We start from the raw sequence: 25,550 nt of genomic DNA, 5'->3' as shown, positions 1-25,550 counted from the left end.
GTCATAGGGTGCGCCGAAATAACGATCAAGCCAATTGAGTTTTACCCTTTGGAGACCCCGATGAACGACGAAACAGACTGGTTCGGACCGGACACCGCAACCTTCGGGGATCGCGTTGCTGGCGCACGCGAAGCCGCAGGTATGACGCAGACCCAATTGGCCCGCAGGCTTGGTGTCAAAAAAGCCACGATCACCTCGTGGGAAGATGATTTGTCGGAACCCCGCGCGAACAAGCTGTCGATGATGGCGGGGCTACTGAATGTCTCGATCATGTGGCTTCTGACGGGCGAGGGCGACGGCATGGACGAAACAAGCCTGCATGGCGATACGGACTCGGAATTGCGCGATCTTGTTGCAGAGCTCCGCACGATTCGAGGTGAGATGCGAGCCAACTCCGAGCGTCTGGCTCGCGTCGAAAAAGCGCTGCGTCTGAAATTGGAACGCAATCAATGACCGAGCCGCGCGAGACCCGGATCAAGCGCATGAAAATGCGTTCGATGCGGCGGGGCATCAAAGAGATGGATTTGATCCTGGCGGCATATGCCGATCGCAATCTGTCTTCGATGGACGAGGCGGGATTGGACACATATGATGCCTTGCTGCATGAAAATGATCAGGACCTTTATCAATGGGTCACTGGTCAGGCCAGCCCGCCGGAACCACTGGCCGAATTGATCGCGGATATCGCGCAAACCTTTCAAAAATAAGCAATCATCAGGCTTAACCGATTTTTCGGGAATTCGCGTCATGTTTTCAGAAACAGCGCGATGAATCGGAGGATTGAATGAGTATGGAGTTACAGGTCACCGCGCCCGGGACCAAGGGGTTCATGACGAGCTATCTTGAGGCGTTGGCACTGGTCGAACGTCTACACCGCTTGCTTCTGGACGTCATCAAGGATGAATTCGAGCGCGTCGGCGTTTTGGAAATCAACGCGGTGCAGGCCCTGCTGTTGTTCAACATAGGCGACCATGAAGTAACCGCCGGAGAGTTGAAGAGCCGTGGTTACTATCAAGGCAGCAATGTCAGCTACAATCTTAAGAAACTGGTCGAGATGGGCTATATGCACCATCAACGATGCGAGATTGACCGCCGCTCGGTACGGGTACGCCTGACCCTGCGCGGGCGTGAGATTCGTGACATCGTGTCAGACCTGTTCGCCCGCCATGCAGAAGGGCTGCAAAACCGCGGCGTGATCGGGACCGATGGGATTGAAGAGATCACCGGTTCACTGCGTCGGGTCGAACGATATTGGACCGATCAGATTCGGTATATCTACTGATAGCTTTGATGGCTGAGTTTGGGACAGCGACAGACCCTCAAGCTCACGGATCAGTTTACGTGTCATCGCATCTTCATAGGCTTCGAAGCCAAGGGCGACTTCGACGAAAGCATCGGGGCCTCGGATGACCCATGCGTGGTAATAGGCGGATAGCTCCCCAATCTCTACCTGGCGGGTGTCTCCTGGATTGGGGTCGTCGATACCGATTACAAGGGCATTGATTGTAATATCAGTGTTTTGCAAAGCGGCTTTTATGTCCCGCGGGTGATGTCCGAGATTGTGTTTACCATCACCGGACAGATCCAGTGTTCGCCGCCAGCAATCGCTTTGGCTCTCCAACATCTCAGCACCGTACAACATGGCCGACCCGACCGCCGTTCCCTGCGGCGCTGATGAGCGTGTTGTGCTTTCTAAATGTTGCTGAATTCGACGCAGATCAGCAGTCGAGCGAACATCTGTCCAACCAAGCAAGAGGCGTTGGTGGCCAGGTTCGCTCCATTCGTAGATAGCGATCCGAATAAAGGTAGACGGGTTTGAAAGGATCAGTTGAACCACCTCGGGATGGCGCAACGCCGCCGCAAGGCCACTAAGTTGCAACCTGTACTCACGACTGTCGACCGAACCAGAGACATCCATTCCCAACGCCAAAGCCTGTCGACATTGCGCTGAAAGCGGGTTGGCCAGCAGGCAAAGAAGTGTCGCACACAGGCGGATCATTTCGCATTATCCGGTTGCAGCGCACTAAGTTCCAACCCTTTCAATTCCCGTTCCAGTTTGCGACGCATGGCACGCTCAAAATCTTCGAACCCGGCGGCGATCTCAAGAAAAGCACCGGGTCCGTGTAGTACATTTTTCTGAAAGAACGGGATCAAGTCGATTTCTCCTTCGAAATCAGCTGCATTGATCACCAGACCATTCACGGTCGTGTTTTCGAATGGAAAGTGCTTGTAGGCGATCTGTGGCCCGTAGCCATCGTTATTCTTGCCATCGCCCGAGATATCAATGGTTTGGAACAGACAATTCGGGGCGCTCTCCAGCAAGGTCGCCCCAAAAGCCAGTGCGTGACCCATCGCAGTCGGGAACTCGTCTTCCGATCGCTTCGATGTCCCGATCCGATGCGCGGCGGAGATCAAATTGGCCCGAGTATCGATTATCGTCCAATCCAAAAGCAATGTCTGGTTGAAACTGCCGGACCATTCATAGACGGCTAATGCAACCGGTTGAGGTGAAAGGAAGAAAGCCTCCTGCACCTCGGGCGCAATCAATGCGTTGGCCAGCCCCTGTCGTTGCAGCGCATCCTCGGTCGCGTCCACCGAGGTCGAGATGTCCATCGCCAGCGCCAGCGCCAGGCGGCAGGTCTCGGCCCAAAGGGGGCTGCCCGTGACAGCCAGCCCCAGTGCTCCCAGCCAGCGGATCACCAGTGGCCGGTGCTTTCCATGCTAGACCAAGGCTCCGCCGGGGCCAGCGCTTCACCATTTTGCAGCAACTCAACTGAGATATTGTCAGGCGAGCGGACGAATGCCATGCGCCCGTCGCGCGGCGGGCGGTTGATCACTACGCCATTGTCCTGAAGGTGTTGGCAGGTCTCGTAAATGTTGTCGACACCATAGGCGAGATGCCCGAAATGGCGGCTGTCGCTTGGCAGCGCATCGTCGCCATCCCAGTTGTATGTAAGTTCAATGGGCGCGTCCTCTTGTCCCGGTGGGGCGAGGAATACCAGTGTGAACCGCGCAGCCTCGCTTTCATAACGACGCGTTTCCTTCAGGCCCAATAGTTCATAAAACGCTATGGATTTCTCAAGATCCTTCACGCGGACCATGGTGTGGAGATATGTCAGCCCCATCGCGACTTTCCTTGCATTTGTTGTGATGCCAAGCACCTTAGCGCGCCTTCATCCCATGTCGAGGGGCTGGCCGGACACAAATCCGATTTAGCGCAATGCGCCGCACATATCGCGGTTCCGATGGCAAGCTTGCCGATATATAGTGGTCGGCGACTCATTGCTGGAAAGGATAATTTCATGCCTCTGTCTGCCGACCAACTGGCCGAGATCGAAGCTCAGCGCGCACAGTCGAGCCCGACCCGCCGCGTCGTTGCCGAAGGTATGGAAGATCATCTGTACACGGCGCATCAGGTTCTGGATCACGGATTTGTCCGCGTTATCGACTATATGGGCGACGATGCTGCGATCTGTCAGGCCGCGCGTGTTTCCTACGGCAAAGGCACCAAGTCGGTGCAAAATGATGAAGGCCTGATCCGCTATCTGATGCGCCACTGGCATTCGACCCCGTTTGAAATGTGCGAGATCAAGTTGCACGTCAAACTGCCCGTGTTCGTAGCCCGCCAGTGGATCCGCCACCGCACGGCGAATGTGAACGAATATTCGGCGCGGTATTCGATCCTGGATCGAGAGTTCTATATCCCGGCACCCGAACATGTCGCCGCGCAATCCGAGGTTAACAATCAGGGCCGTGGAGACACATTGCAAGGCGAAGAGGCCGCGCGTGTGTTGGAGATACTGAAAGCGGACAGTGCGCGCTGCTATGACAACTACGAGGCGATGATCGGTCAGGACGGCCAGCAAGGGCTTGCGCGTGAACTGGCGCGGATGAACCTTCCAGCCAACATTTATACGCAATGGTATTGGAAGGTGGACTTGCACAACTTGTTCCACTTCTTGCGTCTGCGTGCCGACCCGCACGCGCAGTACGAAATCCGCGTTTACGCAGATACCATGTGCAAGATTGTCGCCGACTGGGTACCGTTTGCCTACCGCGCGTTTGAGGACTACCGCCTTGGCGCAGTCAACCTCTCGGCGCAGATGGTGACCTGCTTGCGTCGGATGCTCAGCGGTGAAGATGTCACTCAGGAAAACTCAGGCATGACCGCACGGGAATGGCGTGAGTTTGAGGCTGTTATCAGAGAGGGTTGATTCAACAGAAAACCGAGCACGTCCCAAGGTGGGCGCGTTCACTAGGGTTTGCGGTTAACGGCCTGAAATTGGCCGTCAACCTTCTTTTATCTTTCCCGCCGGGGCGGGCTGTGCCTTACAGCGGCTTCAAATCAGCAGCCATTTGGCGGCCGTCACGTCCGTCCTGCAACTCGTACGAGACTTTCTGATTGTCAGCGAGTCCGGTCAGACCGGATCGTTCTACGGCCGAGATATGAACAAACACATCTTTGCCCCCTTCATCGGGCGCAATAAAACCATAGCCTTTGGTTGTATTAAACCATTTCACGGTGCCGGTTGGCATTTCCCGTGTCTCCTTCTACTTACAAGTTGTCCCACAAATTGGTGGGGGCCTTGGCTGGCAAAACCGCCACACGTCACTGTTCGCCCTCACGATACAGCCCGGGTCGCGTGTTTCGCCTTTTTCAACATTACACGGTGAAGTAAAAAATCAAGAATAACTGGGGCAGCCTGATGGGTTTGTCTAAATTTGCAGCGATTACAGGATTAGTTAGATAGTGCAGCTATATGGGTTAAAAACTTGCGATACGTGCCGTAAGGCATTGAAACTGCTTCCAGATGCGGTTTTCGTTGATGTCCGCGCGCAAGGGGTTCCCGATAATGTGCTGTCCGAGGCGTACGAGACTTTCGGCAAAGCCTTGCTCAATACGCGATCAACAACCTGGCGGGGATTGGATGATGACACACGCAATCGACCGGTGCTCGCGCTGTTGGCTGATCATCCGACCCTGATGAAACGCCCATTGATAGTATCCGATGGTCAGATGTATCTGGGCTGGACGCCTGAAACCCTTCAGGCCCTTGGTGTTGCCTGAAGAACTGCTTATGTGACACGGGCAACAAGCGGAGACCTGTGAATGCGAAACGCTGCCATGATTTTAGGCGTCATTGCCGGGCTGATCGGGATGATCGTCGGCTTTTTTGGCTACGGCTTTGTGGAACTGATCGACCAGTTTGGTGAGATCGAAGGCATTGCCGAGCAGGTAGAGAACCCCGAGTTGATCCAGACGGCTTCGATCGTGGCGCCTTTGTTGGCAATCGTTGGCGGGGCGATGGCCCATTCGCGGGCTCTGATTGCAGGCATTTTGCTGCTGATTTCTGCCGCTGGGATGTACTACGCCTTTGGCTTCGGTGTTTTCACCATGTTCCCGATTGCCTTTGCAGGCGCAGCAGGGTTGCTCGGGCTCGCCGCAGGAAAACCGGACGAGCCCAAGGCACATTTCTAGGTCACTTCAGGCGTAATAACCGATCCAGAGACAGCGGACCCGCGCCGTTGATCACAATCACCAGCAGCAGGAATGTCCACATCACGCGCTGATCCATCAACGTAATTGCGTTGTCGAACAAGCCGCCCAGTTTGATGCCATGCCCGGTGACATCGGTCAGTGTTTGAACCCAGACAAATCCGATCATGCCAAGCGCGGCAAGGCGCGTCAGCAGGCCGACCAGCAAAAGCACAGGCAGGACAAATTCGGCCACTGTGCCAAAGAAGATGACGACCCGCTGGAAAAAGGTCATCTGAGTCACATCATACAGCACCGCTTCGGCCGCTTTGGGAAAGATCTGACCGAAGGCTCCGGCCGATGGCGAAAAGATCGAGCCGTCGATTTTCAGCGTGGCCGAGTTCCAGTAGTAGACGAACAACACGGCGATAAAGACCACCCGAGCCAGGGTTGGTGTCAGCCAACCGGACGCGTGATCCGCTTTTTCCATCGCATTATTGTAAGTTGAGATCAGGGCAGTCATGTGTCCAGCCTTTCGATAGTCACAGAAGTTATTGCACCGCCCTGCAAAAGCAGTGCCAGAGTGGTTCCAAGATCAAATTCGGGTGTTTCGGCCATGGTGGATTCAAATGCCTCACCGATGGATTTGCCATCCTGAATCAGCGCGATCCATGCCGCACCACCCGGTGGCAATGGGTGTGGGGCAGGGTCGTAATCGGGACGCATGATCAAAACATCCTGAGCGCCCGCCTCGGGTTTCGGCGCGCCTTCTTCGGTGTTAAATAGCCAGATCGCATGTACGGGCCAGCTTGAACGCAACACTTGCGCCGACGGCGCGAGGGTCAGTTTGGCTTGCATCAAATCTTCCGGTGGCAAGCTGAGCGCTTCGGCATCTATGGGTTGTCGATCAGCGGCGTGGTAAGCCCTACGCAGCGCCAGTTCCAGACGGGCAACATCTGGCAGGTAGCCCAGATGCGATAACTGCTCCATTCCTTCCAGAAATTTAGGGAATTCCTCGCCATAAAACATCATCAGGGGTGAGGACGGCGGGTGCCGGCGCAAGAATATTCCAGCCAGCCCGTCCATATTCTGGGGTCCCAGCAGTTTTGTGATGACCGGGAAGGCCTGATGCATCGCCTCGGTCAGCGAGACGGCGACGTTGTTGCGATAGACGCTGAAGCGACGACCGGCGGGCTGCGCTTCGGCGTCCAATAGGCCATCAGGGATGGGCTGGCTGGCATCCAGCAGCGCGGTGTGGAATGTCGTTTGCGACACGCTCATGCGGGCACGCGATCCAGCGCTTTTTGCGCGCGCTCGGCTTCGGCCCGTAACACCGGCCAGTCCGGTACATCGGTGTCCCATTCAATCAACAGGGGTTTGGGGCCGGATTTGTCTAGTACGTAGTCCAGCAGCGCCCAGACCGGGTCCACCACTTCGCGCCCGTGGCTGTCGATCAGCAAGGGATGTCCATGATCGTCCTCGTCCTCATCATGCCCGCCCAGGTGAATCTCACCGACTTGGTCCAGCGGGTAGGCATCAATATAGCCCTGCGGTGAGAAATCCAGATTGGTGGCTGAAACAAAGACGTTGTTCACGTCCAGCAACAGCCCGCAGCCGGTGCGCCGGGTGATTTCGCGCAAGAAATCAGGTTCCGACCATGTGCTTTCCTCGAAGGCCAAATAGCTTGAGGGATTCTCTAACAGCATTTGCCGCCCGACCACCTCTTGCACCTGATCGATATGGTCGCAAACGCGGGCCAGAGTCGCATCAGTATAGGGCAGAGGAAGTAGATCGTTCAGGAAATGGCTGTCATGGGTTGACCATGCCAAATGCTCCGAAAAGCTGGCCGGGTTCAACCAGCCGACAAGATGCTTCAGGCGGTCCAGGTGATCTGGGTCAAGTGGCGTTTCGCCGCCGATCGACAGCCCGACACCATGCACTGAAATCGGGAATTGTTCGGACAGGTGACGCAGTTGTGCCAGAGGTCTGCCACCATCGCCCATATAGTTTTCGGCATGAATCTCTAGCCACGCCACAGGCTTGGCCTGTTCAAGAACCTGCGAGAAATGCTGTGGTTTGTAACCAACGCCCGGTGCTGCAGGCAGCCGGTTCGATCTGAGCGCATTGTCCAACATTTGCAAATCCCCTGATCACGTGGAAAGGGCGGGCGATCCTGCCCGCCCTTTCTGGTTCATTCGGAAAAGCCTTATGCAGGCAGGTCACGCTCCAGAGGCTCAAGCGAGCCTTTGCGATCTGCACCGTCTGCTGTTTTAGGCAGCTCGATGTCGGCGCAGGTGCCTGCGTCAACCAGGGTCCATGCGTTGCCCTGATAGTCGACGGTCGAAGTGCCCGCGCAAGTTGTGCCGGGGCCGGCTGCACAGTCGTTCTGACCCGCCAGAGAAACGCCATAGCACTTTTCTTTGGCCTGGGCTGTTGCGGTTGTGGCCGCGCCGGAAACGGCTGCAGCAACTGCGCTTGCGATAACCAGTGTTTTTGCAGTGTTCGACATCTTGGTAATCCTTGTTAATGACTGCGTATGTCTGCTTGTGACAACGACAAGGTAATGGTTCAGGGGCAGCAGTTGAATTCACGAGCCCGTGTCTCACAACCCCGTCAAAGGTCGTCATGCACCCTTGAACGTTAACAAATTGTTTTTGAATTGAAAAATGATATTTGTTTCAATCCGGCCCAAAATAACGGGCCGGATTTCTAGCGGTTTGCTGCCGAATGTTACAGCAGATCGGGGGGCGTTGTAGCCACGCTCAACTCATTTGTTACAGCCTCAAGCGATTGGACCCGCGTCTGTTTTTCGCCAAGGCGACGGACACTGACCGTGCGATCTTCGACTTCACGGTGACCAACGGCCAGAATGATCGGCACTTTGCCAACCGAATGTTCGCGGACTTTATAGTTGATCTTCTCGTTGCGAATATCCGCCTGGGCGCGGATGCCTGCTGCGCGAAGGGTGCTGACCACTTCGGCCACATACTCATCGGCCTCGGAGGTGATCGAGGCCACAACGACCTGGCGCGGGGCCAGCCAGAACGGCAGCTTGCCCGCGTGTTCTTCGATCAGAATGCCGATGAAACGTTCAAACGAGCCCAAGGTCGCGCGGTGCAACATAACTGGGCGGTGTTTGCCACCATCAGCGCCGATATACGTGGCGTCCAGTCGCTCGGGCAGAACAAAGTCCACCTGATGCGTGCCGCATTGCCAATCCCGCCCGATCGCATCGGTCAGAACAAACTCGAGTTTCGGGCCGTAGAATGCCCCTTCACCCGGGTTGAGTTCCGGCTCGATCCCAGCCGCGCGGGTTGCGCTGAGCAGGGCGGCTTCAGCCTTGTCCCACACTTCGTCCGATCCTGAGCGTTTTTCCGGCCGGTCCGAGAATTTGACCGAGAAGTTCTCAAACCCGAGGTCTTTGTAGATACCGGACAGGAACCGAATGAACTCAGCGGTTTCGGATTCGATCTGGTCTTCGGTGCAGAAGATATGGCCATCATCCTGGGTAAAGCCACGCACGCGCATGATGCCGTGCAGCGCGCCCGAAGGTTCGTACCGGTTACACGATCCGAACTCGGCCATGCGCAGAGGAAGGTCGCGATAGGATTTGAGACCCTGATTGAAAATCTGCACGTGGCAGGGGCAGTTCATCGGTTTCAGGGCGTTGACCGCCTTTTCCCGTGCATGTTCCTCGTCCACTTCGACGATGAACATGTTCTCTTGGTATTTGTCCCAATGACCCGAGGCTACCCACAGCTTGCGGTCGACGACCTGAGGGGTGTTGACCTCAACATAGCCACCTTTGCGCTGTTGCCGACGCATGTAATCTTGCAGAAGAGTGTAGATGGTCCAGCCATTAGGGTGCCAGAAAATCTGCCCTGGGGCCTCTTCCTGCATGTGGAACAAATCCATCTCGCGACCCAGCTTGCGGTGGTCGCGCTTGGCGGCTTCTTCCAACATGTGCAGATGAGCCTTCAGCTTTTCCTTGCCGGTGAAGGCCACGCCATAGATGCGCTGTAGCATTGCGCGGTCGCTGTCGCCGCGCCAATAAGCCCCGGCGATTGACATCAGCTTGAACGCGTCGCCCGGCAGTTGACCGGTGTGCTGCAAGTGCGGGCCACGGCAGAGATCCTGCCAGTGACCGTGCCAATACATGCGCAGTGGTTCATCACCCGGGATGGATTCGATCAGCTCAACTTTATAGGGCTCATTATTGGCCTTGTAGAACTCGATCGCGCGATCGCGGTCCCAGACCTCGGTGGTCACCGGGTCACGCTTGTTGATGATCTCTTTCATCTTTTTCTCGATGAGGCCGAGATCTTCGGGCGTAAACGGTTCCTCACGGTCAAAGTCATAGTACCAGCCGTTTTCGATGACGGGGCCAATGGTGACCTTGGTTGCGGGCCAAATCTCTTGCACGGCGCGGGCCATGACATGCGCCAGATCGTGTCGGATCAGCTCATTGGCTTGCGCCTCGTCCTTCATGGTATGAATAGCGATTTGCGCGTCGGCTTCGATTGGCCATTGCAGGTCCCAATGCTGTCCATTCACCGTGGCAGAAATGGCTTTTTTCGCCAGCGAGGTCGAGATGTCGGCGGCGACCTGTGCGGGCGTAACGCCTGCTTCATAGGATCGGGAATTGCCATCGGGAAAGGTAAGGGAGACTGACTGTGAGTCCAGGGCCATATCGGCTCTCCTCGTCGGTTTGGCGCCCACTGAACGCCCGGTTGCGGGTTATGTATGCTCGGCTCATGTGGCAGGTGGGGACACAGGTGTCAAGGGCAGGAGCGAGGGGCCAGCCCCTCGCACTCCCCGAGGTATTTTTAGCCAGATGAAGAAGGATCGGGCAATTGCAGAGAGGTGCGTGACATGCATGATGGGCTGACAAGCAATGAGGGTAGCATGGCAGAGGCAGAATTTCTGGAAACCGCGCAGGGACGACGTCTGGCGTATCACAAGAGTGATGGGCGCGGGCCGACCATCGTTTTTCTAGGTGGCTTGAAATCAGATATGGAGGGCACCAAGGCGCTGCACCTGGAAGCGTGGGCTCGCGCGCGCGGGCAGGGGTTCCTTCGGTTTGACTATTCGGGGCACGGTGAAAGCTCGGGCGCCTTTACTGACGGGTGTATCGGGGACTGGCACGAGGATACGCTGGCCGCAGTTTCTCGGTTAACTGATGGTCCGCTGGTTGTTGTGGGATCGTCGATGGGCGGGTGGCAAGCGCTGTTGCTGGCGCGTGTCATGCCCGAACGGATCGCAGGTATGGTGACAATTGCGGCGGCCCCAGATTTTACCGAGGATGGGTATTGGGCGTCGTTTTCGAACGAGCAGAAATCTGAACTAGAGACGGTTGGACATGTGGAACTGCCATCGGACTACATGGAGCCCTACGTCATCACCAAGCGGATGATTGAGGATGGGCGGCAGCGGTTGGTTTTGCGCGCTTCGCTTGATCTGCCTTTCCCTGTGCGTCTCCTGCAGGGGACAGCAGATACGGCCGTCTCGACCGATACGGCAGTGCGCCTGCTGGATCATGCCACTGGTCCGGACATGCAACTGCTGCTGGTCAAAGATGCGGATCACAGGTTTTCGGATGAGCGATGCCTCGGGCTGATTGAGCAGGCTCTGCGAGAAGTCCTGGAATGCACCTGATGCGTCGCCTGGGCTGGGTTTTGGCGCGGGTGATGGTGGGTTTGACGCTGGTTGGTGTGTTGATCTACGCCTTTGGCCCGCGCGAGCCAGTGGACCTGCATCCGCGTTTCGATCCGCGCAATTTTGGCGAGGGCGTTCAGGTTTACTTTGAAAGCATCGAATCCGCCTATGATGACATCGTGCCAGGTGTTGAAAAGCGCGTGATCTGGCAGGATGGTTTTGTTGAACAGCGGACAGCTTTTGCGGTGCTCTACATTCATGGGTTTTCCGCCACGTCCGAGGAGATCAGGCCAGTACCTGATCGCGTTGCGGACGCGTTGGGTGCCAACCTTGTCTACACAAGGCTTCAGGGGCATGGCCGCGATGGGGACGCAATGGCCGAAGGTACGGCGTCGGGCTGGATGCAGGATACAGCCGAGGCGTTGGCTGCCGCCAGGGCTGTTGGTGAGCAAGTCATTGTGCTCGCAACCTCGACGGGGGCGACCCTGGCCGCCGCGGCTGCGATGGACACGGAACTGAGCACTGATGTGGCTGCGTTGGTTTTGGTATCGCCGAACTTTGGCGTAAACTCGGCTGGTTCCTGGGTGCCATCCTTGCCGTGGGCCCGGCATTGGCTGCCGCCATTGATGGGACAGGACCGGGATGTCTCAAGCACTGATCCCGAGAAGAACATCTTTTGGACAACTGTTTATCCGTGGGAGGCGGTCGTGCCGATGTTTGCCCTTGTAGATGCGGTCAATGCGCTGGACTTCTCGGGCGCGCGGGTTCCGGCGCTGTTCTGGTTTTCTGATGATGATCAGGTGGTGCGTCCGGAAAAAATGCATGAGGCGGCCAAGACCTGGGGTGGTCAGGCGATGGTTTCATTGGTGACAATGGGGCCCGGGGATGATCCGGCCTCACACGTGGTCGCGGGGCGTCTGATGTCACCGGGTCAGACCGACGCGGCGGTCGCGGGCATATTGGAGTGGCTGTCAGAGCAGGGGATTCAGAGGCAAGGCGGTGGCTGAATATGCGTAGACCGGGCAGTATGTGGAGCCTTGAGACCTTGGGTCGCGTGCGACTATCCCGGCATTTTTTCATGCGTGATTTCCTATATTCCGAGATCGGGAACTTTCACGCATTGCAAAATATTCCCGACAACCCTGATCTTGCGATCGAGACCGGGCGCGCGTTTTGCGAGACCCTGCTGGATCCGCTGGAAGAAACCTTTGGTCGTATCGCGGTGCGCTCGGGCTATCGCTCGCGATCTCTGAACCGGTTCGGGAACGAGAACAGGTTGAACTGTGCCCGCAATGACAACCCGTTGGAGTGCCACATTTGGGATTGGGGCGAAGGTGACGCACGTGTAGCAGGGGCGTCGGTGGTAATTCCGTGGTTTGCAGACCGCTATGCGCAGGGGCGCGATTGGCGCGATCTGGCGTGGTGGATGCATGACCATCTGGATTATTCCGAGATTTGGTTTTTTCCCAAATTAAGCGCGTTCAATCTGGTTTGGCGGCCCAAGCCTGTACGGCGGATCGACAGCTATATCGCCCCGCGCGGCTGCTTGTTGCGGGCCGGGGCGGAGCCCGATGAACCGCTGGGCCAAAGGCAGGAACGCTATGCGGATTTCCCACCGTTTCGGGCGATCAGCTATCCGTGAAGTTTTACTTGCCCGCCGTTGGCAAACCTCTCATCCTGTAACAAAACAATAACAACGAGCGGAGGGCACCGAGGTGATCGAGCCGTTGGTTTTGCTACCCGGATTGATGTGCGATGCACGGTTGTTTCAGGCGCAGATCACCGCGCTGTCGCGTGAACGTGCAGTTATGGTCGCACCGATCACCGGCGGTGAACGGTTCGAAGAAATCGCGTCGGGCTTGCTGGATCAACTGCCGCACCGGTTTGCTTTGTGCGGGTTTGGTCTGGGTGGTGGCGTCGCGCTTGAGATCGTGCGGCGCGCACCTGAGAGGGTGACACGACTGGCCTTGCTGGCGACGGATGCGCAGGCCGACACACCTCATATCGCGGCGAGTCGCGAAGACCTGATCGTTGGCGCGCAGGCGGGGAGGTTGGACGAAGTGATGCGCAAGCTGATCGGCTCGGACATGTTGTCTCCCGGTCCGCAACGCATCCCGATTTTGAACGAAGTGTTGCAGATGGCCGAGGAATTGGGCTCGGATGTGTTTGTGCGTCAGATAAGAACCATGCAACGCCGTCCGGACCAACAAGGCACGCTGCGCCGGATCAGGATGCCCACGCTGATCATCTGCGGTGCCCATGATGCGGAGAATCCGGTCCGCAAGAATACCTTCATGGCTGATCTCATTCCGGATGCAGAGTTGCGCGTGATTGATGAGGCCGGGCACTATCCGACACTGGAAGCACCCGAATCCGTGATTGCGATGCTGCAGGATTGGCTCCGGAAACCACTGCGGCTGACCTAGTCGTAGAAAACCGCGCGCTGGTTCTTGGTCAGAACAGTTGGTTGCACCACCGGCCGACCGGTTTCAGAGTCAAAGAATGGCGTTTTCTTCCAGCTCCCGGACAGACGCGATTTTAGTACGCGTTTAAGCAGACCCATAGCGGCATAGCGGATTTTCTCATGAGACTGCTTGCCGTCAGCCCTTGGCACAAATCCACGCGTAGTAATGGGACCCAAACTGCTGGGGTGGGGAATACGTTTGACGATAAAACCTGCGAACGGAAATTTTGGAGTTGTCGGCGCCGTGGCCAGCGGCGCGTTGCAGCATCTGGCATACCATCGCAACATGCCCTTGGGGCTAAGTTGCATAGCTGCCAAGTGCTCGACCCCTGCATCGATCTTGATGTCTTCCGGTGACATCTGAAACACCTCGACTGGGTCGGGCGCAGGGTCGGGCTGTTCAAAATACAGCTGAGCCGCGCGGCAGTCATGGCAAAAACACACGACATGAGTGCCGGATACGACGCCGTGTTCAGTAATGCGCCCCGAAAGGGCGCCGCAATTGCAACGGAAAGGAAGGTCTCCTGCCGCTGCGCGGCTCATGCAACTTTGTTGCTATTGGCGGCTCGTTGACGGGGTTTGCGGCTGTTTTCATTCATGAAATCAATCACTAGCGGACGGATGTTGTCGCGCCAGCTGCGGCCCGCAAAAATGCCATAGTGACCCGCGCCGGGTTCAACATGGCTGGCCTTTTTGCTGTCGGGCAGACCCGTGCATAAATCCAGCGCCGCAATGCATTGCCCGGGGGCTGAGATATCGTCATTCGTGCCTTCGACCGATTTCACAGCCACATCAGTGATCTTGCCGATATCTACCTTGTGGCCGGCTACAACGAACTCGTTGCGCGCGATCTCACGGTTTTTGAAGACACGTTCAACGGTCGAAAGATAGAACTCGGCAGTCATGTCCATCACCGCCAGATATTCGTCATAGAACCGGTTATGGGCATCGTGGTCGGATGCCTCGTCACGAATAACGCGCTGGATCTGATCCGAGAACGCCTTACTGTGACGTTCGGCATTCATTGACATGAACGAAGCCAGTTGTAGCAAGCCGGGATACACCATCCGGCCTACGCCCTTGTATTTAAAGCCAACCCGCTGGATCATCGTTTCTTCCAACTGACCCATCGTTACACGGCGACCAAAATCCGTAACCTCGGTCGGAGTTGCGTCGGGGTCGACGGGACCGCCGATCAGGGTCAGGGTACTTGGCTGCGCCTTCGGCTCGACCTCGGCCAGATAGGCGGTTGCGGCCAGAGTCAGCGGTGCGGGCTGACAAACCGCAATAACATGCGTATCGGGGCCGAGCTCTTTCATAAAATCGACAAGGTAGAGCGTGTAATCCTCTACATCGAACTTGCCTTCGGACACGGGAATGTCGCGCGCGTTATGCCAATCGGTAATGTAGACCTCACAATTGACAAGCAGGCTTTTGACGGTCGAGCGGAGCAGGGTCGCGTAATGCCCCGACATCGGGGCAACCAGCAGCACCTTGCGTGGCTGTTCTTTGCGTCCATTAACGCGGAAATGGATCAGGTCGCCGAAAGGACGCTCAAGCACGGTTGTGATATCGACAAGATGGTCCTTGCCGTCTTCGCAGGTAAAGGTGCGGATGCCCCAATCAGGCTTGACGACCATACGCTGGAATGTGCGCTCGGTTACTTCGCCCCATGCAGCCATCCAGTTGAAGGCCGGGTTGGGTGTCATCGAGAACAGGGGGTAGGATGCCATCGCGCTTGCGGTTGCACCAAGCCATTGGTTGGTGTTACGCATGGTTTCCATCAGGTCATAGGTCATCATGTAGCGCATCGAATGTGCCTCCTGAGTATCAGCCTGAGAATTCGGACCATTCGCCGCTTTGCCCCCCGACGCCAACGACGTTATTCTGCACAGCAGCGAGACTAGGGGGGAATTGTTAAAATGACAACTACCGAAGACCAGACGCCAAAACTGACCGAAGAACATATTGAACGACTTAAAGAAAATATGGACAAAGTAGAAGAACTGTCCAAACGCCTGGTCGAGGTCATGGCCGGAAAAACGCCGCACACCCCCGCTCTGGATGGCCCGAATCAAGAGCTTTTTGCAAAAGCAGCAACTGCGTATTGGGCTGAAGCGTTTCAAAACCCCACAAAGCTGTTGGAGCAGCAAATTGAGTATTGGGGAAAATCGGTTCTCAACTTTGCGGAAGCGCAGAAAGCGATGACCCAAAGCGACGGGGATGTGCCCCCAGCCGCTACCAAAGATAAACGGTTTGCCAATCCAATGTGGGAAACCAACCCCTACTTTCGCCTCATTCGCCAGCAGTACCAAACCAATGCCGAAGCGATCGCGCAGGCCGTTGCATCGGTTGACGATTTGGAAACCAAGGATAAGCAGCGTCTGCAGTACTTCTCGCAACAGATCATAGATATGATGGCACCGACGAATTTTCTGGCCACCAACCCCGATGCGCTGGAAAAGGCGATCGAGACCGAAGGGCAGTCCCTGATACAGGGGCTGGAGAACCTCGTGTCGGACCTTGAGGCCAATGACGGCGAAATGGTTGTCAGACTTGCTGACGAAAGTGCCTTTGAGATTGGCGGGAATATCGCAACTACACCCGGCGACGTCGTCTATCGCAACCGAATGATGGAACTGATCCAGTATAAACCGGTGACCGAGACGGTGCACGAAACGCCGATCGTTCTGTTCCCGCCATGGATCAACAAGTTCTATATCTTGGACCTGAAGGCTCAGAACAGCCTGATCAAATGGGTGACAGAGCAGGGCTATACCCTGTTTGTGGTCAGCTGGGTGAATGCCGATAGCTCACACGCCGATATTGGGATGGAGGACTATATTCAGGAAGGGTTCCTGACCGCCATCGAAGAGGCGAAGAAAATCTGCAAGGTCAAGCAGGTCAATGCAGTTGGGTATTGCATTGCTGGTACGACGCTGAGCCTGACGCTTTCGCTGATGAAGCAGCGCGGTGACAAGTCGATCAAATCTGCCACTTTCTTCACCACCCTGACAGACTTTGGTGAGCAGGGGGAGTTCACGCCGTTCCTGCAAAATGACTTTGTAGATGGCATCGAAGAACAGGTCTCGAAGGATGGTATTCTAAAGGCATGGATCATCGGGCGAACGATGTCTTTCCTGCGATCCAGAGATCTCATCTATACTCCGGCGATCCGCAGCTACATGATGGGTGAAACACCGCCAGCGTTTGACCTGTTGTACTGGAACGGCGACGGGGCCAACCTGCCAGGCCGGATGGCGATCCAGTATCTGCGCGGTTTGTGTCAGAGCAACGATTTCGTCGACGACGGGTTCGAATTGCTTGGCCATAAGCTGCATATCAAGGATGTCGATGTGCCTTTGATGGCGATCACATGCGAGACGGATCATATTGCCGCGTGGAAGGATTGCTATCGCGGGGTACAGCAGATGGGCGCGAAGTCGAAGACCTTTGTGGTTTCCGAGTCCGGTCACATCGCGGGCATTGTGAACCCGCCCAGTAAGAAAAAATATGGTCACTATACCAATCCTGAGCTGAAGTGTGATGCTGATACATGGCTGAAAGAAGCTGACTTCCACGAAGGTTCGTGGTGGCCGATGTGGGAAGCGTGGTTAAAGAAGCGATCAGGCAAGCAGGTTCCCGCGCGCGATACCGGCGATTCGGATCATCCACGCCTTTGCCCGGCTCCGGGTACCTATGTTTTGGTCAAGGCAAACCGCTGATATCATTTTGAAACTCAAAAATTTCTGCGTTGCAGCAAGAAAAAGCTTGCAATGCTGCGATGCAGCAATCATATTGCCTTCAAGCTGATGAGAACCGGGGTGGGCCCGGAACGGCTAGAAGGATTTAGGACAATGGCAAAGACCCAAGACTTTACCGCGACCCTGAAAGACATGATGGGCGCGTTCCCGGTTGACACAACCGCTCTGGAAGACGCATTCAAATCGACCGCTTCTCTGAACGAAAAGCTGTCGGGTGTTGCTCTGGACGCAGCTGAGAAATCAGCTGAGATCTCGAACAAATGGACCAAAGAAACCCTGGCCAAACTGACCGAGATGTCGAAAGCAAAAACCGAGCCTGCGGATTACGCAAAAGCTGCAACCGACTTCGCAAGCGCGTCGGCTGAAGTTGCCGCTGAAAACCTGGCTGCTTTCGCTGAGATCGCGAAAAAAGTTCAGACCGAAACAGTTGAGCTGTTGATGGCGGCTGGCAAAGACGCTGCAGAAGATGCAACCGCAGCCGTCAAAAAAGCCACCAACGAGGTGACCGCTGCCGCAAAGAAAGCAGCAACCGCCAAGTAAGTAAGGCTGCGATATAGCACCCATTCCTCCCAAATGGTGTAATCGCTTCGGGCAGGTCGCTTGACCTGCCCTTTCTTTTTGTTCTGCAGTCGCATAACCTCTGCTGCAACGCATCATCCTTGGGGAGGGTACAGGGTGTCGGAACAAGACAAACCGCTGCTGATCAAGCGCTATGCCAGCCGTCGGCTGTATAACACCGAGACCAGCGATTACGTAACGCTTGAAGATATAGCCGGTTTCATCCGCGACGGGCGCGAGGTTCAGATCATTGACCTGAAAACCGGTGATGACCTGACTCGTCAGTATCTGCTTCAAATCATTGCCGAACACGAAAGCCGTGGCGAAAATGTTTTGCCGATTAATGTGCTGAACGATCTGGTGCGCAGCTACATGGTGCCGGGCGGGGGCATGATGCCGCAATTCCTGCAAAGCTCGTTCGACATGCTGCGCGAGAGCCAGTCCAAGATGATGGAAAACATGAACGCCATGAACCCAATGTCCCAGATGCCGGGGTTCGAGGCGATGCAGGCGCAGCAAAAGGCCTTTCTAAAAGCCATGACCGGTGGTCTGTCGGGAAACTGGTCGGGGCCGGATGATGAACAAGAAACATCGCCCGAACCCAAAGAGGATTTGGACGACATCAAAAAGCAACTTGCCGAGCTGCAGCAAAAACTATCGAAGCTGAGCTAGCCTGACCGATGCGCTGGCTGTCTGTTCTGGGCGCGTTGATCTGGGCCCAGACTGCACAGGCCCAAGGCCAGTTTACATCCGTGTGGGAACCTATCTGCACAATGGGTCGGGATACGGCTGCGGGCTGCGACGAGATTCGCGCGCGCGAAATTCTGGATGCAACGACCCCGCCCTGGCGCGCCATTGGCCGGGTCAATTTTGCCAGCCGCAGTCAGCGGTCCCATTGTACAGGCGTGCTGGTGTCTGAGCGGCTGGTTTTGACCGCGGCACATTGCTTGTACAACAGCGCGCGCAACCGCTGGATTCCTCCGGCCAGTATCCGGTTTGCCGCAGGGTATCAGCGCGGCGAGGCTGCCGCCGTGTCCAATGTATTGGCCTATCGGCTGGATTCGGAACAGGGGCGCGACGGTGTATTCAACAATCGCGCCGATCTGGATTGGGCCGTGTTGGAGTTGGCCGAGCCAATTGGAGAGCAGGTTGGTTTTTTCGATATTTCCCGGACTGTCCCGCAGATGGGCTCGTTCGCGGGCTATCCCGGATTGCGGCCCCACGTGCTCAGTCGCACCGATAGCTGTAATGCCGCACAGGCCGGCCAAGGGCTGATGCGCGCGATCTGCCCCGTCATGATGGGGGATTCCGGTGCGCCGTTTCTGATGCAAACAGAAACCGGGCTTGCCGTTGCCGGGATTTTGTCGCGCGTCGCGCCAACCCCTGACGGGATCGACGCATTGTTACTTTCAGTTCATGACCTTGATCTGCAATAGTACTGACGATCAGGTCCCGTAGACTGGCACCGGGCCGACAACCTCGCCAACAGAAGCCAGCAGGATGTCCGAGATTACGTCCAGTTCATCGCGCGTCAAACGCACGGGCAGACGTACATCGCAGGCCTTCATCAGCATCGCACGGGTCTGTGGCAGGTCGAACTGTTCGGGTAGGAACTGCCAGTTCCAGAAGGCACGAGCGTTATCCTGACTCAGGCCAAAGACCTGCACCTTGACACCGCGTGCCTCGGCTGCGGCGGCAAAGGCGCGGATTTCATCGTCGCTGAGGTCAACCAGATTGAATTGGATCGAATCCGGTGCGCGCTGCTCGGGTGTCAGGGGGGCAGGGACATCGATGTAGGGCGATGTGTTCAGACGATCAGCCACATAGTCATGGTTTGCCAGCCCGTCGCGGACACGGCGGGCTAGTTCGGGGATTTGTGGGCGAATGACTGCGGCGCTGAGGTTGCTCATGCGCAGGTTAAACAGTGGCAACTGGTTCTGCCATTTGGCAAAGGCCTGTTCCAGCTCTGGTGAGCCAGAGTGCTTTTTCCAGTTGTGTTCGTATGCGCCCGACATGATAACAGCGCGCGCCACAAGATCCGCATCGTCGCTGACCAGAATGCCACCTTCGCCTGCGTTGATCATTTTATAGGACTGGAACGAGAAGCAGCCGACCTTACCGATGGTGCCAATATTGCGCCCATGCCAGGTTGTGCCCAATGAGTGGGCGGCGTCTTCGATCACCGGGATGTCGCGAGCTTCACACAGCTCCATAATCGCGTCCATGTCCGAGGTATGGCCGCGCATATGGCTGATGATCACTGCCTGCACGCTGTCCAGCTTGGCCGTGAAATCGGCCATATCGACGCGATAATTGTCCCCGACTTCGCACAGAACCGGAATGCAATCCGCGTGAACAATCGATGACGGCACGGCGGCAAAGGTAAATCCGGGGATCAGAACCCGCGCATCGCGGGGCAACCCAAGCGCCTTGAGCGACAAAAACAGCGCGGCAGAACAGGAAGAAACCGCCAGCGCGTATTTTGTGCCGAGCAGTTCGGCAAACTCTGCCTCCAGAAGAGCAACGGGCGCATCCTGAGGTGCGGTATAGCGAAACAGATCGCCTGACTTCATCAGGGCGTCGATTGCGTCTCGGGCGGCTGCGGGGATGGGTTCGGCTTCATGAACGTTGGGTACAAGCGTCATATTTGGATTTCCCGAATTTTATCTTTGGGAAATATAAATTCGATGTGCAGGCAAGCCAAGTCCCAATTCGCATCGTCAGCGAGATTTCACCAATTCGTCGTAAAGAATGTGTTCAGATACCCAGCCTGTCACGCAGCGCATACCAAGTCATGGCCAGTATCAGCAACGGCGTCCGCAAAGCAGGACCACCCGGGAAGGGCACTGCAGGAACGCGGGCCATGGTATCGAACCCCTCAGCCTGCCCCTGGATCGCCAACGCCATGAGTTGCCCCGCATGGGTCGCGGTGCCGACGCCGTGGCCAGAATAACCCGAGGCGGACAGGATATTTGGCGCAACCCGGGTCAAATAGGGCATGCGCCGCATGGTGATGCCCAGCGTTCCGCCCCATGCGTAGTCGATTTTGACGTCACGCAGATGCGGAAAAATCTCGGTCATCGGCTTACGGACTTTTGCGGCGATGTCCTCGGGGAAACGATAACCATAACTTTCGCCACCCCCAAACAGCAGCCTGCCATCGGCGCTTAGCCGGAAATAGTTTATCACGAACTTGGTGTCAGCAACGGCGATATCTTTGGCCAAAACTTTTTGCACTTCAGCGCCCAAAGGTTCGGTTGCCGCGATGAAATTGTTGATGGGCATCACGTGCGATGCAACTTGCCGGTTCAGATCTCCGAGGTATCCGTTGCAGGCCAGAATAACGTGATCGGCAGTGATCTTGCCCTTTTCAGTGCGTACAGTGACACGAGCGCCCTGATCGATGCCAAGAACTTCGGTGTCTTCATGCAGTCTTGATCCGGTTCTGACGGCGGCACGCGCAAGGCCGAGGGCGTAGTTCAACGGGTGTAGGTGCGCGGCACCATTGTCCAGATACCCACCCGCATAGGCTGGTGAGGGGCAAAGCCCGCGCGCGGCATCGGCATCTAAAGTTTCGATTTGGTCGTATTTGTATTTACCCGACAGATGCGCCGCGTGATCATGTAGCTCTGCGCGCTCCGAGTTGTTAAAGCCCAGAACCGCAATGCCGGGCTTCAGGTCGCAATCGATCTGATGTTTTGAGATCAGAGATTTTACCAGATCCTTGGCTTCTTCGGCCAGATCCCAAAGCTTTAACGCATCTTCATCGCCGACAAGCCGTTCAAGATCCTCTTGATCCAAACGCTGCGCGCTGCCCAGTTGGCCTCCGTTGCGACCCGAAGCCCCAAAGCCCGCGCGATGAGCTTCCAGCAGGACAACATCGAACCCAGCCTCAGCCAGGTGCAATGCTGCCGAAAGGCCCGTGTAACCGCCTCCGACAATGCAGACGTCTGCGGTATGGTCGCCTTCAAGCGCCGGGTGGCGGTCAAAGGCGTGCGCCGTCGCGGCATACCAGCTCGGCGGGTACTCCGCCTTGCGGTCATTAGAATACAGCAGGTTCATCGCGTCTTTGCCCTAGACGTTCATCAGCAGATGCTCGCGTTCCCACGGGGAAATGACCTGCAGGAACTCTTCGTACTCAGCACGTTTGACGATGCCGTAGACACGGGCGAACTCGGGACCCAGAACTTCGTGCAGGGCAGTGGCTTCATCAAACAGATCCAGAGCTTCACCCATGATCTGAGGGATATCGCCGTCGCCTTCATAGGCGTCGCCATAGAATTGGCGGCGTGGGCGTTCTTGCTGAGTCAGGCCCAAATAGCCACAGGCCAACGACAATGCGATACCAAGATAAGGGTTGCAGTCCATGCCTGCGATGCGGTTTTCGACCCGGCGCGCCTCGGGGCCGGACAGAGGTACGCGAATGCCAGTTGTGCGATTGTCGCGTGCCCACTCCAGATTTATCGGGGCCGCATGGTCTTTGACGTAGCGGCGATAAGAATTCACATACGGTGCCATCACCGCCAGCCCTGCAGGCAGGTGGTTCTGCAAGCCGGCGATGAAGTTGTAGAAGGCGTCCGTTTCTCCGCCCTGAGGGCCCGAGAAGATATTCTGACCCGTTTCCATGTCGATAATCGAGTGATGGATGTGCATGGCCGAGCCCGGTTCATCTTCGATCGGTTTCGCCATGAATGTTGCAAAGCAGTTGTGACGCAACGCGGCTTCGCGGATCAGACGTTTGAAGTAAAATACCTCGTCCGCCAGCTTCACCGGATCGCCATGACGGAGGTTGATCTCTAGTTGTCCGGCACCGCCTTCTTGCGTGATCCCGTCGATCTCAAACCCCTGAAATTCGGCAAAGTCGTAGATGTCGTCGATCACCGGCCCGAATTCATCGACCGCTGTCATCGAGTAAGCTTGCCGCGCCGCCGCAGGTCGGCCCGAGCGGCCCATCATCGGCTTGATCCCTTGCGCGGGATCTACATTCGGCGCGACAAGAAAAAATTCCATCTCGGGGGCGACAACCGGCTTCCAACCTTTGTCGTGATACATCTTCACAACGCGTTTGAGCACATTGCGGGGGCTGAAAGGGATCGGCTCGCCATCTCGGTCGAACGCGTCGTGAATCACCTGCAAGGTCCAGTCGCCCGTCCAAGGAGCGGCCGACGCAGTTGAGAAATCGGGTTTCAGGATCATGTCCCGCTCGATGAAACCGTCCTCACCTGCAGCTTCGCCCCAATCCCCTGTGATGGTCTGGTAGAAAATGCTGTCGGGTAGGTGAAAATAGGATTGCTTGGCAAACTTTGACGCCGGGACCGCCTTGCCGCGGGCGATGCCGGGCAGGTCAGAGATGATGCATTCAACCTCATCCAGCCGTTTGCCTTCAAAGTAGGTGCGCGCCGCCTCAGGCAGCTGATCTGTCCAGTCGGCCATCAGGCCCTCGCTTTCTTTAGGAACTCTGCCATGTGGTGTCCGATTTTGGCATTATCATCCGGGGCATCTTTCCGGTTCGCTGCCGCCTGCATCAACGCATCGGGAACCACGCCTTTGCCTCGGGTCTCCATCAAGCCCTGTATGAAGTCATTTCCATATTCAGGATGGGCCTGCACGGTCCAGATCGTATCGCCATAGGTGACCATGGCGTTTTGGCAAAAGTCATTCGTACCGGTGACCACCGCACCTGCGGGCAGTTTGGTCACTTGATCCTGATGCCAAGCATTCAGGGTGACAGTCTGATCGCCAAAGCTGTATTCCGTGCGTCCTACGGCCCAGCCACCATCAAACTTTTCCACTCTTCCACCAAGCGCTTGTGCGATGATCTGATGGCCAAAGCAAACACCAATCAAAGGGTTCCCTGTCTTCTGAATATCCCGGATCAGCTGTTCAAGCGGGGGAATCCAAGCGTGATCTTCGTATGCGCCATGACGAGATCCGGTGATAATCCACCCGTCGGCCTGATGCGCGTCTTCCGGAAACTCACCATCGACCACTGCGTATGTTTGGAATTCAAAGCCGTTCCCACCCAGTAATGCGCGAAACATGCCATCATATTCCCCGAATTGCTCATGCAATTCATCGGGTGGGTGGCCGGTTACAAGGATGCCGATTTTCATAGTTCACCAAATTTGATCAAATTTATTCTAACGGAGCGAAGCGAGCTGGGCAAGAGGTTCAAACGCTCTCAAGATAGCTGAGCCAGTGCTCGTCAGGGGGGTGGGACGCGAATCGTGCAATTTCCTGCCGTTTGGTCATCACCAGGTTGCGGATCAGATCGTCCGGGAAAATGCGCGCAACTACCGGGTCAGTTTCGAAAGCAGAGATGGCCGACGGCCAGTCGGCTGCCAGCTGCGGCAGATCGGTCAACTCATAGGCATTGCCCGAAATCGGGCTGGGCGGTCGCAGGCCATCCTCGATCCCAACCATTGCCGCGCCCAGAACTGCGGCCAGCATGAGATAGGGGTTGATGTCACCGCCGGCAACGCGATGTTCGATCCGTCGGGCGGCAGGTGCACCACCCGGAATGCGCAGGGCCGCTGTGCGGTTTTCATAGGCCCAGCTTGCTCCGGTGGGTGCGTGGGCACCAGGCACGAGGCGCGTGTAAGAATTGCCATGCGGCGCGAAGATCAGCGTAGAGCCGGGCATCGCAGTCAGACATCCAGCAACCGCCGAGCGCAGTTCATCGGTTCCCTCGGCCCCTCCGTCATCGAAGACATTGCGTCCATCGACATCGACGACCGAGAAATGCACATGCATCCCGTTGCCCGCATCCTCGGCATAGGGCTTGGACATGAAGGTTGCTGTGAAGCCATGCTTGCGGGCCACGCCACGCGCCAAAGTCTTGAAAAGCCACGTATCATCGGCGCAGCGCATGGCGTCCTGATGGTTCAGATTGATCTCGAACTGACCGATCCCGCTTTCAGATATTGCAGTCTGAGCGGGAATACCCATAGCGGCGCAACCATCGTAGAGATCGGTGAAGAACGCATCAAACGCGTCCATTTCGGCCATCGACAGAACGGCTTCGTCCCGCAGCCTGCGGCGCGTGACTGGGTTGATCGGAGGCTGCGGTTGGTCGCCTGAGGCGTCAAGCAGAGTGAACTCGAGTTCGGTAGCGGCGATGACCGACCAGCCCCGTTCGGAGAATCGATCCAGAACCGTAGAAAGCGCGTGTCTCGGATCGCCTGCAAAAGGCGTGCCGTCATCGTGGTAGAGGCACATGGGCACCAGCGCGGTGGGTGTATCCAGCCAGGGCATGGGAATCGGACCACGCCCGGTGGGGCGCAACACACCATCTGCATCACCGCTTTCGAAGACAAGCGGGCTGCCTTCGATATCAGCGCCCCAGAGATCGACATTGAGCGCAGAGAACGGCATGCGTACGGCGCCTTTGTCCAACTTGGCACCGTATGAGGGCGGCACGCGTTTGCCACGCATCTGACCGTTGAGGTCACAGGCGGCGACGCGGAATGTATGCAGGGCGCTCAGGTCCATTGGGGGCTCCGTGGTCTAGTCACGAGAGGTTTAAATCAGGATTAGCGTCTTGTCACGAAATTTGATCAAATTACGAACAGGCGTCGCTTGCGGTGGGGCGCGATGTTGAAAATCAACCGACTTGTACAGTGGTCGAGACCGC

General features: G+C 56.6%; 30 protein-coding genes. 14 read left to right on the top strand and 16 right to left on the bottom strand.

The genetic code is table 11. The annotated features are described in order from the left end of the window. Nucleotides 1–60: 60 nt before the first annotated feature. From ACR0AH_RS05815 to ACR0AH_RS05805, 3 genes are all read left to right on the top strand, one after another. Entirely contained in the window at nt 61–453 is a 393-nt protein-coding gene (locus ACR0AH_RS05815; RefSeq protein ID WP_170393655.1) for a helix-turn-helix domain-containing protein, read from the top strand. Then, nucleotides 450–707 carry a succinate dehydrogenase assembly factor 2 gene (locus ACR0AH_RS05810; RefSeq protein ID WP_170404831.1) on the top strand — a complete coding sequence of 86 codons (258 nt, stop codon included), beginning with the start codon at nt 450–452 and terminating at the stop codon, nt 705–707. The genes ACR0AH_RS05815 and ACR0AH_RS05810 overlap by 4 nt, the downstream gene beginning before the upstream one ends. Before the next feature lie 77 nt (nt 708–784). After that, entirely contained in the window at nt 785–1,282 is a 498-nt protein-coding gene (locus tag ACR0AH_RS05805; RefSeq protein ID WP_480590813.1) for a MarR family winged helix-turn-helix transcriptional regulator, read from the top strand. Here the strand turns inward: ACR0AH_RS05805 and ACR0AH_RS05800 are convergent. The 3 genes from ACR0AH_RS05800 to ACR0AH_RS05790 are packed head-to-tail and all read right to left on the bottom strand — an operon-like array spanning nt 1,229 to nt 3,125. Then, the gene (locus ACR0AH_RS05800) at nt 1,229–1,999 is read right to left on the bottom strand and encodes a DUF1194 domain-containing protein (RefSeq protein WP_170404838.1); all 771 of its coding nucleotides are present in this window, start codon (nt 1,997–1,999) and stop codon (nt 1,229–1,231) included. The genes ACR0AH_RS05805 and ACR0AH_RS05800 overlap by 54 nt on opposite strands. Next, nucleotides 1,996–2,700, bottom strand: a complete 705-nt coding sequence (locus tag ACR0AH_RS05795; protein ID WP_170510742.1) for a DUF1194 domain-containing protein — start codon at nt 2,698–2,700, stop codon at nt 1,996–1,998. Before ACR0AH_RS05795 ends, ACR0AH_RS05800 begins: the two co-directional genes overlap by 4 nt. Then, nucleotides 2,697–3,125: a VOC family protein gene (locus ACR0AH_RS05790; protein WP_170404844.1), complete on the bottom strand. Its 429-nt coding sequence runs from the start codon at nt 3,123–3,125 to the stop codon at nt 2,697–2,699. The genes ACR0AH_RS05795 and ACR0AH_RS05790 overlap by 4 nt, the downstream gene beginning before the upstream one ends. A gap of 177 nt (nt 3,126–3,302) precedes the next feature. On the opposite strand from ACR0AH_RS05790, the gene thyX reads away from it, so the two are divergent. Then, nucleotides 3,303–4,214: an FAD-dependent thymidylate synthase gene (thyX, locus tag ACR0AH_RS05785; RefSeq protein WP_170393643.1), complete on the top strand. Its 912-nt coding sequence runs from the start codon at nt 3,303–3,305 to the stop codon at nt 4,212–4,214. 115 nt (nt 4,215–4,329) lie between these two features. Here thyX and ACR0AH_RS05780 read toward each other — a convergent pair whose 3' ends face one another. Next, on the bottom strand, nt 4,330–4,536 hold the full coding sequence (locus tag ACR0AH_RS05780) for a cold-shock protein (protein WP_008758035.1): 207 nt from the start codon (nt 4,534–4,536) through the stop codon (nt 4,330–4,332). 214 nt (nt 4,537–4,750) lie between these two features. Between ACR0AH_RS05780 and ACR0AH_RS05775 the strand changes: the two genes are divergently transcribed. After that, nucleotides 4,751–5,068: an arsenate reductase family protein gene (locus tag ACR0AH_RS05775; RefSeq protein ID WP_480590810.1), complete on the top strand. Its 318-nt coding sequence runs from the start codon at nt 4,751–4,753 to the stop codon at nt 5,066–5,068. Nucleotides 5,069–5,110: 42 nt separating this feature from the next. Next, nucleotides 5,111–5,479, top strand: coding sequence for a hypothetical protein (locus tag ACR0AH_RS05770; RefSeq protein ID WP_170596068.1), 369 nt, complete (start codon nt 5,111–5,113; stop codon nt 5,477–5,479). Nucleotide 5,480: 1 nt separating this feature from the next. On the opposite strand, the gene ACR0AH_RS05765 is transcribed toward ACR0AH_RS05770, so the two are convergent. The 5 genes from ACR0AH_RS05765 to thrS all read right to left on the bottom strand — a co-directional run bounded on the left by ACR0AH_RS05765 (nt 5,481) and on the right by thrS (nt 10,165). Further along, entirely contained in the window at nt 5,481–5,999 is a 519-nt protein-coding gene (locus ACR0AH_RS05765) for a DoxX family membrane protein (RefSeq protein ID WP_170393639.1), read from the bottom strand. After that, nucleotides 5,996–6,757, bottom strand: coding sequence for an HvfC/BufC family peptide modification chaperone (locus ACR0AH_RS05760; protein ID WP_170610074.1), 762 nt, complete (start codon nt 6,755–6,757; stop codon nt 5,996–5,998). Before ACR0AH_RS05760 ends, ACR0AH_RS05765 begins: the two co-directional genes overlap by 4 nt. After that, on the bottom strand, nt 6,754–7,611 hold the full coding sequence (gene bufB, locus ACR0AH_RS05755; protein ID WP_170731834.1) for an MNIO family bufferin maturase: 858 nt from the start codon (nt 7,609–7,611) through the stop codon (nt 6,754–6,756). The genes ACR0AH_RS05760 and bufB overlap by 4 nt, the downstream gene beginning before the upstream one ends. Before the next feature lie 71 nt (nt 7,612–7,682). Further along, a complete protein-coding gene (locus tag ACR0AH_RS05750; RefSeq protein ID WP_010439128.1) occupies nt 7,683–7,985 on the bottom strand; it encodes a BufA1 family periplasmic bufferin-type metallophore in 303 nt (100 codons plus the stop codon). A 221-nt stretch (nt 7,986–8,206) separates the two neighbouring features. Further along, on the bottom strand, nt 8,207–10,165 hold the full coding sequence (thrS, locus tag ACR0AH_RS05745; protein ID WP_480590807.1) for a threonine--tRNA ligase: 1,959 nt from the start codon (nt 10,163–10,165) through the stop codon (nt 8,207–8,209). 216 nt (nt 10,166–10,381) lie between these two features. On the opposite strand from thrS, the gene ACR0AH_RS05740 reads away from it, so the two are divergent. The 4 genes from ACR0AH_RS05740 to ACR0AH_RS05725 all read left to right on the top strand — a co-directional run bounded on the left by ACR0AH_RS05740 (nt 10,382) and on the right by ACR0AH_RS05725 (nt 13,557). Further along, entirely contained in the window at nt 10,382–11,131 is a 750-nt protein-coding gene (locus tag ACR0AH_RS05740) for an alpha/beta fold hydrolase (RefSeq protein ID WP_170731837.1), read from the top strand. Beyond that, a complete protein-coding gene (locus ACR0AH_RS05735) occupies nt 11,122–12,138 on the top strand; it encodes an alpha/beta hydrolase (protein ID WP_480590805.1) in 1,017 nt (338 codons plus the stop codon). Before ACR0AH_RS05740 ends, ACR0AH_RS05735 begins: the two co-directional genes overlap by 10 nt. A 20-nt stretch (nt 12,139–12,158) precedes the next feature. Further along, entirely contained in the window at nt 12,159–12,773 is a 615-nt protein-coding gene (locus ACR0AH_RS05730; RefSeq protein WP_170510826.1) for a hypothetical protein, read from the top strand. Between the two features lie 73 nt (nt 12,774–12,846). Beyond that, complete coding sequence (locus ACR0AH_RS05725) at nt 12,847–13,557, top strand: alpha/beta fold hydrolase (RefSeq protein ID WP_170510715.1); 711 nt, start codon at nt 12,847–12,849, stop codon at nt 13,555–13,557. Here ACR0AH_RS05725 and ACR0AH_RS05720 read toward each other — a convergent pair. Together ACR0AH_RS05720 and phaZ are read right to left on the bottom strand one after the other, a co-directional pair. Next, complete coding sequence (locus tag ACR0AH_RS05720; RefSeq protein WP_480590803.1) at nt 13,554–14,138, bottom strand: DUF6151 family protein; 585 nt, start codon at nt 14,136–14,138, stop codon at nt 13,554–13,556. The genes ACR0AH_RS05725 and ACR0AH_RS05720 overlap by 4 nt on opposite strands. Beyond that, entirely contained in the window at nt 14,135–15,406 is a 1,272-nt protein-coding gene (phaZ, locus tag ACR0AH_RS05715; RefSeq protein ID WP_170404873.1) for a polyhydroxyalkanoate depolymerase, read from the bottom strand. The genes ACR0AH_RS05720 and phaZ overlap by 4 nt, the downstream gene beginning before the upstream one ends. 111 nt (nt 15,407–15,517) lie before the next feature. Here phaZ and ACR0AH_RS05710 point away from each other — a divergent pair, with 111 nt between their 5' ends. From ACR0AH_RS05710 to ACR0AH_RS05695, 4 genes are all read left to right on the top strand, one after another. After that, nucleotides 15,518–17,320 carry a class I poly(R)-hydroxyalkanoic acid synthase gene (locus ACR0AH_RS05710; RefSeq protein WP_170731843.1) on the top strand — a complete coding sequence of 601 codons (1,803 nt, stop codon included), beginning with the start codon at nt 15,518–15,520 and terminating at the stop codon, nt 17,318–17,320. Between the two features lie 132 nt (nt 17,321–17,452). Beyond that, nucleotides 17,453–17,899 (top strand): phasin family protein, encoded by a 447-nt coding sequence (locus ACR0AH_RS05705; RefSeq protein ID WP_029621740.1) that lies wholly within the window; start codon nt 17,453–17,455, stop codon nt 17,897–17,899. Between the two features lie 135 nt (nt 17,900–18,034). After that, a complete protein-coding gene (gene phaR, locus ACR0AH_RS05700; protein WP_170404880.1) occupies nt 18,035–18,589 on the top strand; it encodes a polyhydroxyalkanoate synthesis repressor PhaR in 555 nt (184 codons plus the stop codon). 8 nt (nt 18,590–18,597) lie between these two features. Then, entirely contained in the window at nt 18,598–19,353 is a 756-nt protein-coding gene (locus ACR0AH_RS05695) for a trypsin-like serine protease (protein ID WP_170393616.1), read from the top strand. Nucleotides 19,354–19,362: 9 nt separating this feature from the next. Here the strand turns inward: ACR0AH_RS05695 and ACR0AH_RS05690 are convergent, their stop codons facing one another. From ACR0AH_RS05690 to ACR0AH_RS05670, 5 genes are all read right to left on the bottom strand, one after another. Next, nucleotides 19,363–20,562, bottom strand: coding sequence for a DegT/DnrJ/EryC1/StrS family aminotransferase (locus ACR0AH_RS05690; RefSeq protein ID WP_480590801.1), 1,200 nt, complete (start codon nt 20,560–20,562; stop codon nt 19,363–19,365). A gap of 112 nt (nt 20,563–20,674) precedes the next feature. Then, nucleotides 20,675–21,979: an NAD(P)/FAD-dependent oxidoreductase gene (locus ACR0AH_RS05685; protein WP_480590799.1), complete on the bottom strand. Its 1,305-nt coding sequence runs from the start codon at nt 21,977–21,979 to the stop codon at nt 20,675–20,677. A 12-nt stretch (nt 21,980–21,991) separates the two neighbouring features. Continuing rightward, nucleotides 21,992–23,350, bottom strand: a complete 1,359-nt coding sequence (locus ACR0AH_RS05680) for a glutamine synthetase family protein (protein WP_170731847.1) — start codon at nt 23,348–23,350, stop codon at nt 21,992–21,994. Beyond that, nucleotides 23,350–24,030, bottom strand: a complete 681-nt coding sequence (locus ACR0AH_RS05675; RefSeq protein WP_480590796.1) for a type 1 glutamine amidotransferase — start codon at nt 24,028–24,030, stop codon at nt 23,350–23,352. Before ACR0AH_RS05675 ends, ACR0AH_RS05680 begins: the two co-directional genes overlap by 1 nt. Before the next feature lie 58 nt (nt 24,031–24,088). Then, nucleotides 24,089–25,408 (bottom strand): glutamine synthetase family protein, encoded by a 1,320-nt coding sequence (locus tag ACR0AH_RS05670; RefSeq protein WP_480590794.1) that lies wholly within the window; start codon nt 25,406–25,408, stop codon nt 24,089–24,091. Nucleotides 25,409–25,550: the final 142 nt, after the last annotated feature.

It is taken from the genome of Ruegeria sp. AM5, assembly GCF_056540645.1.
The sequence above is the reverse complement of the archived record's forward strand: the minus strand, read 5'-3'. Positions and strand labels throughout refer to the sequence as shown.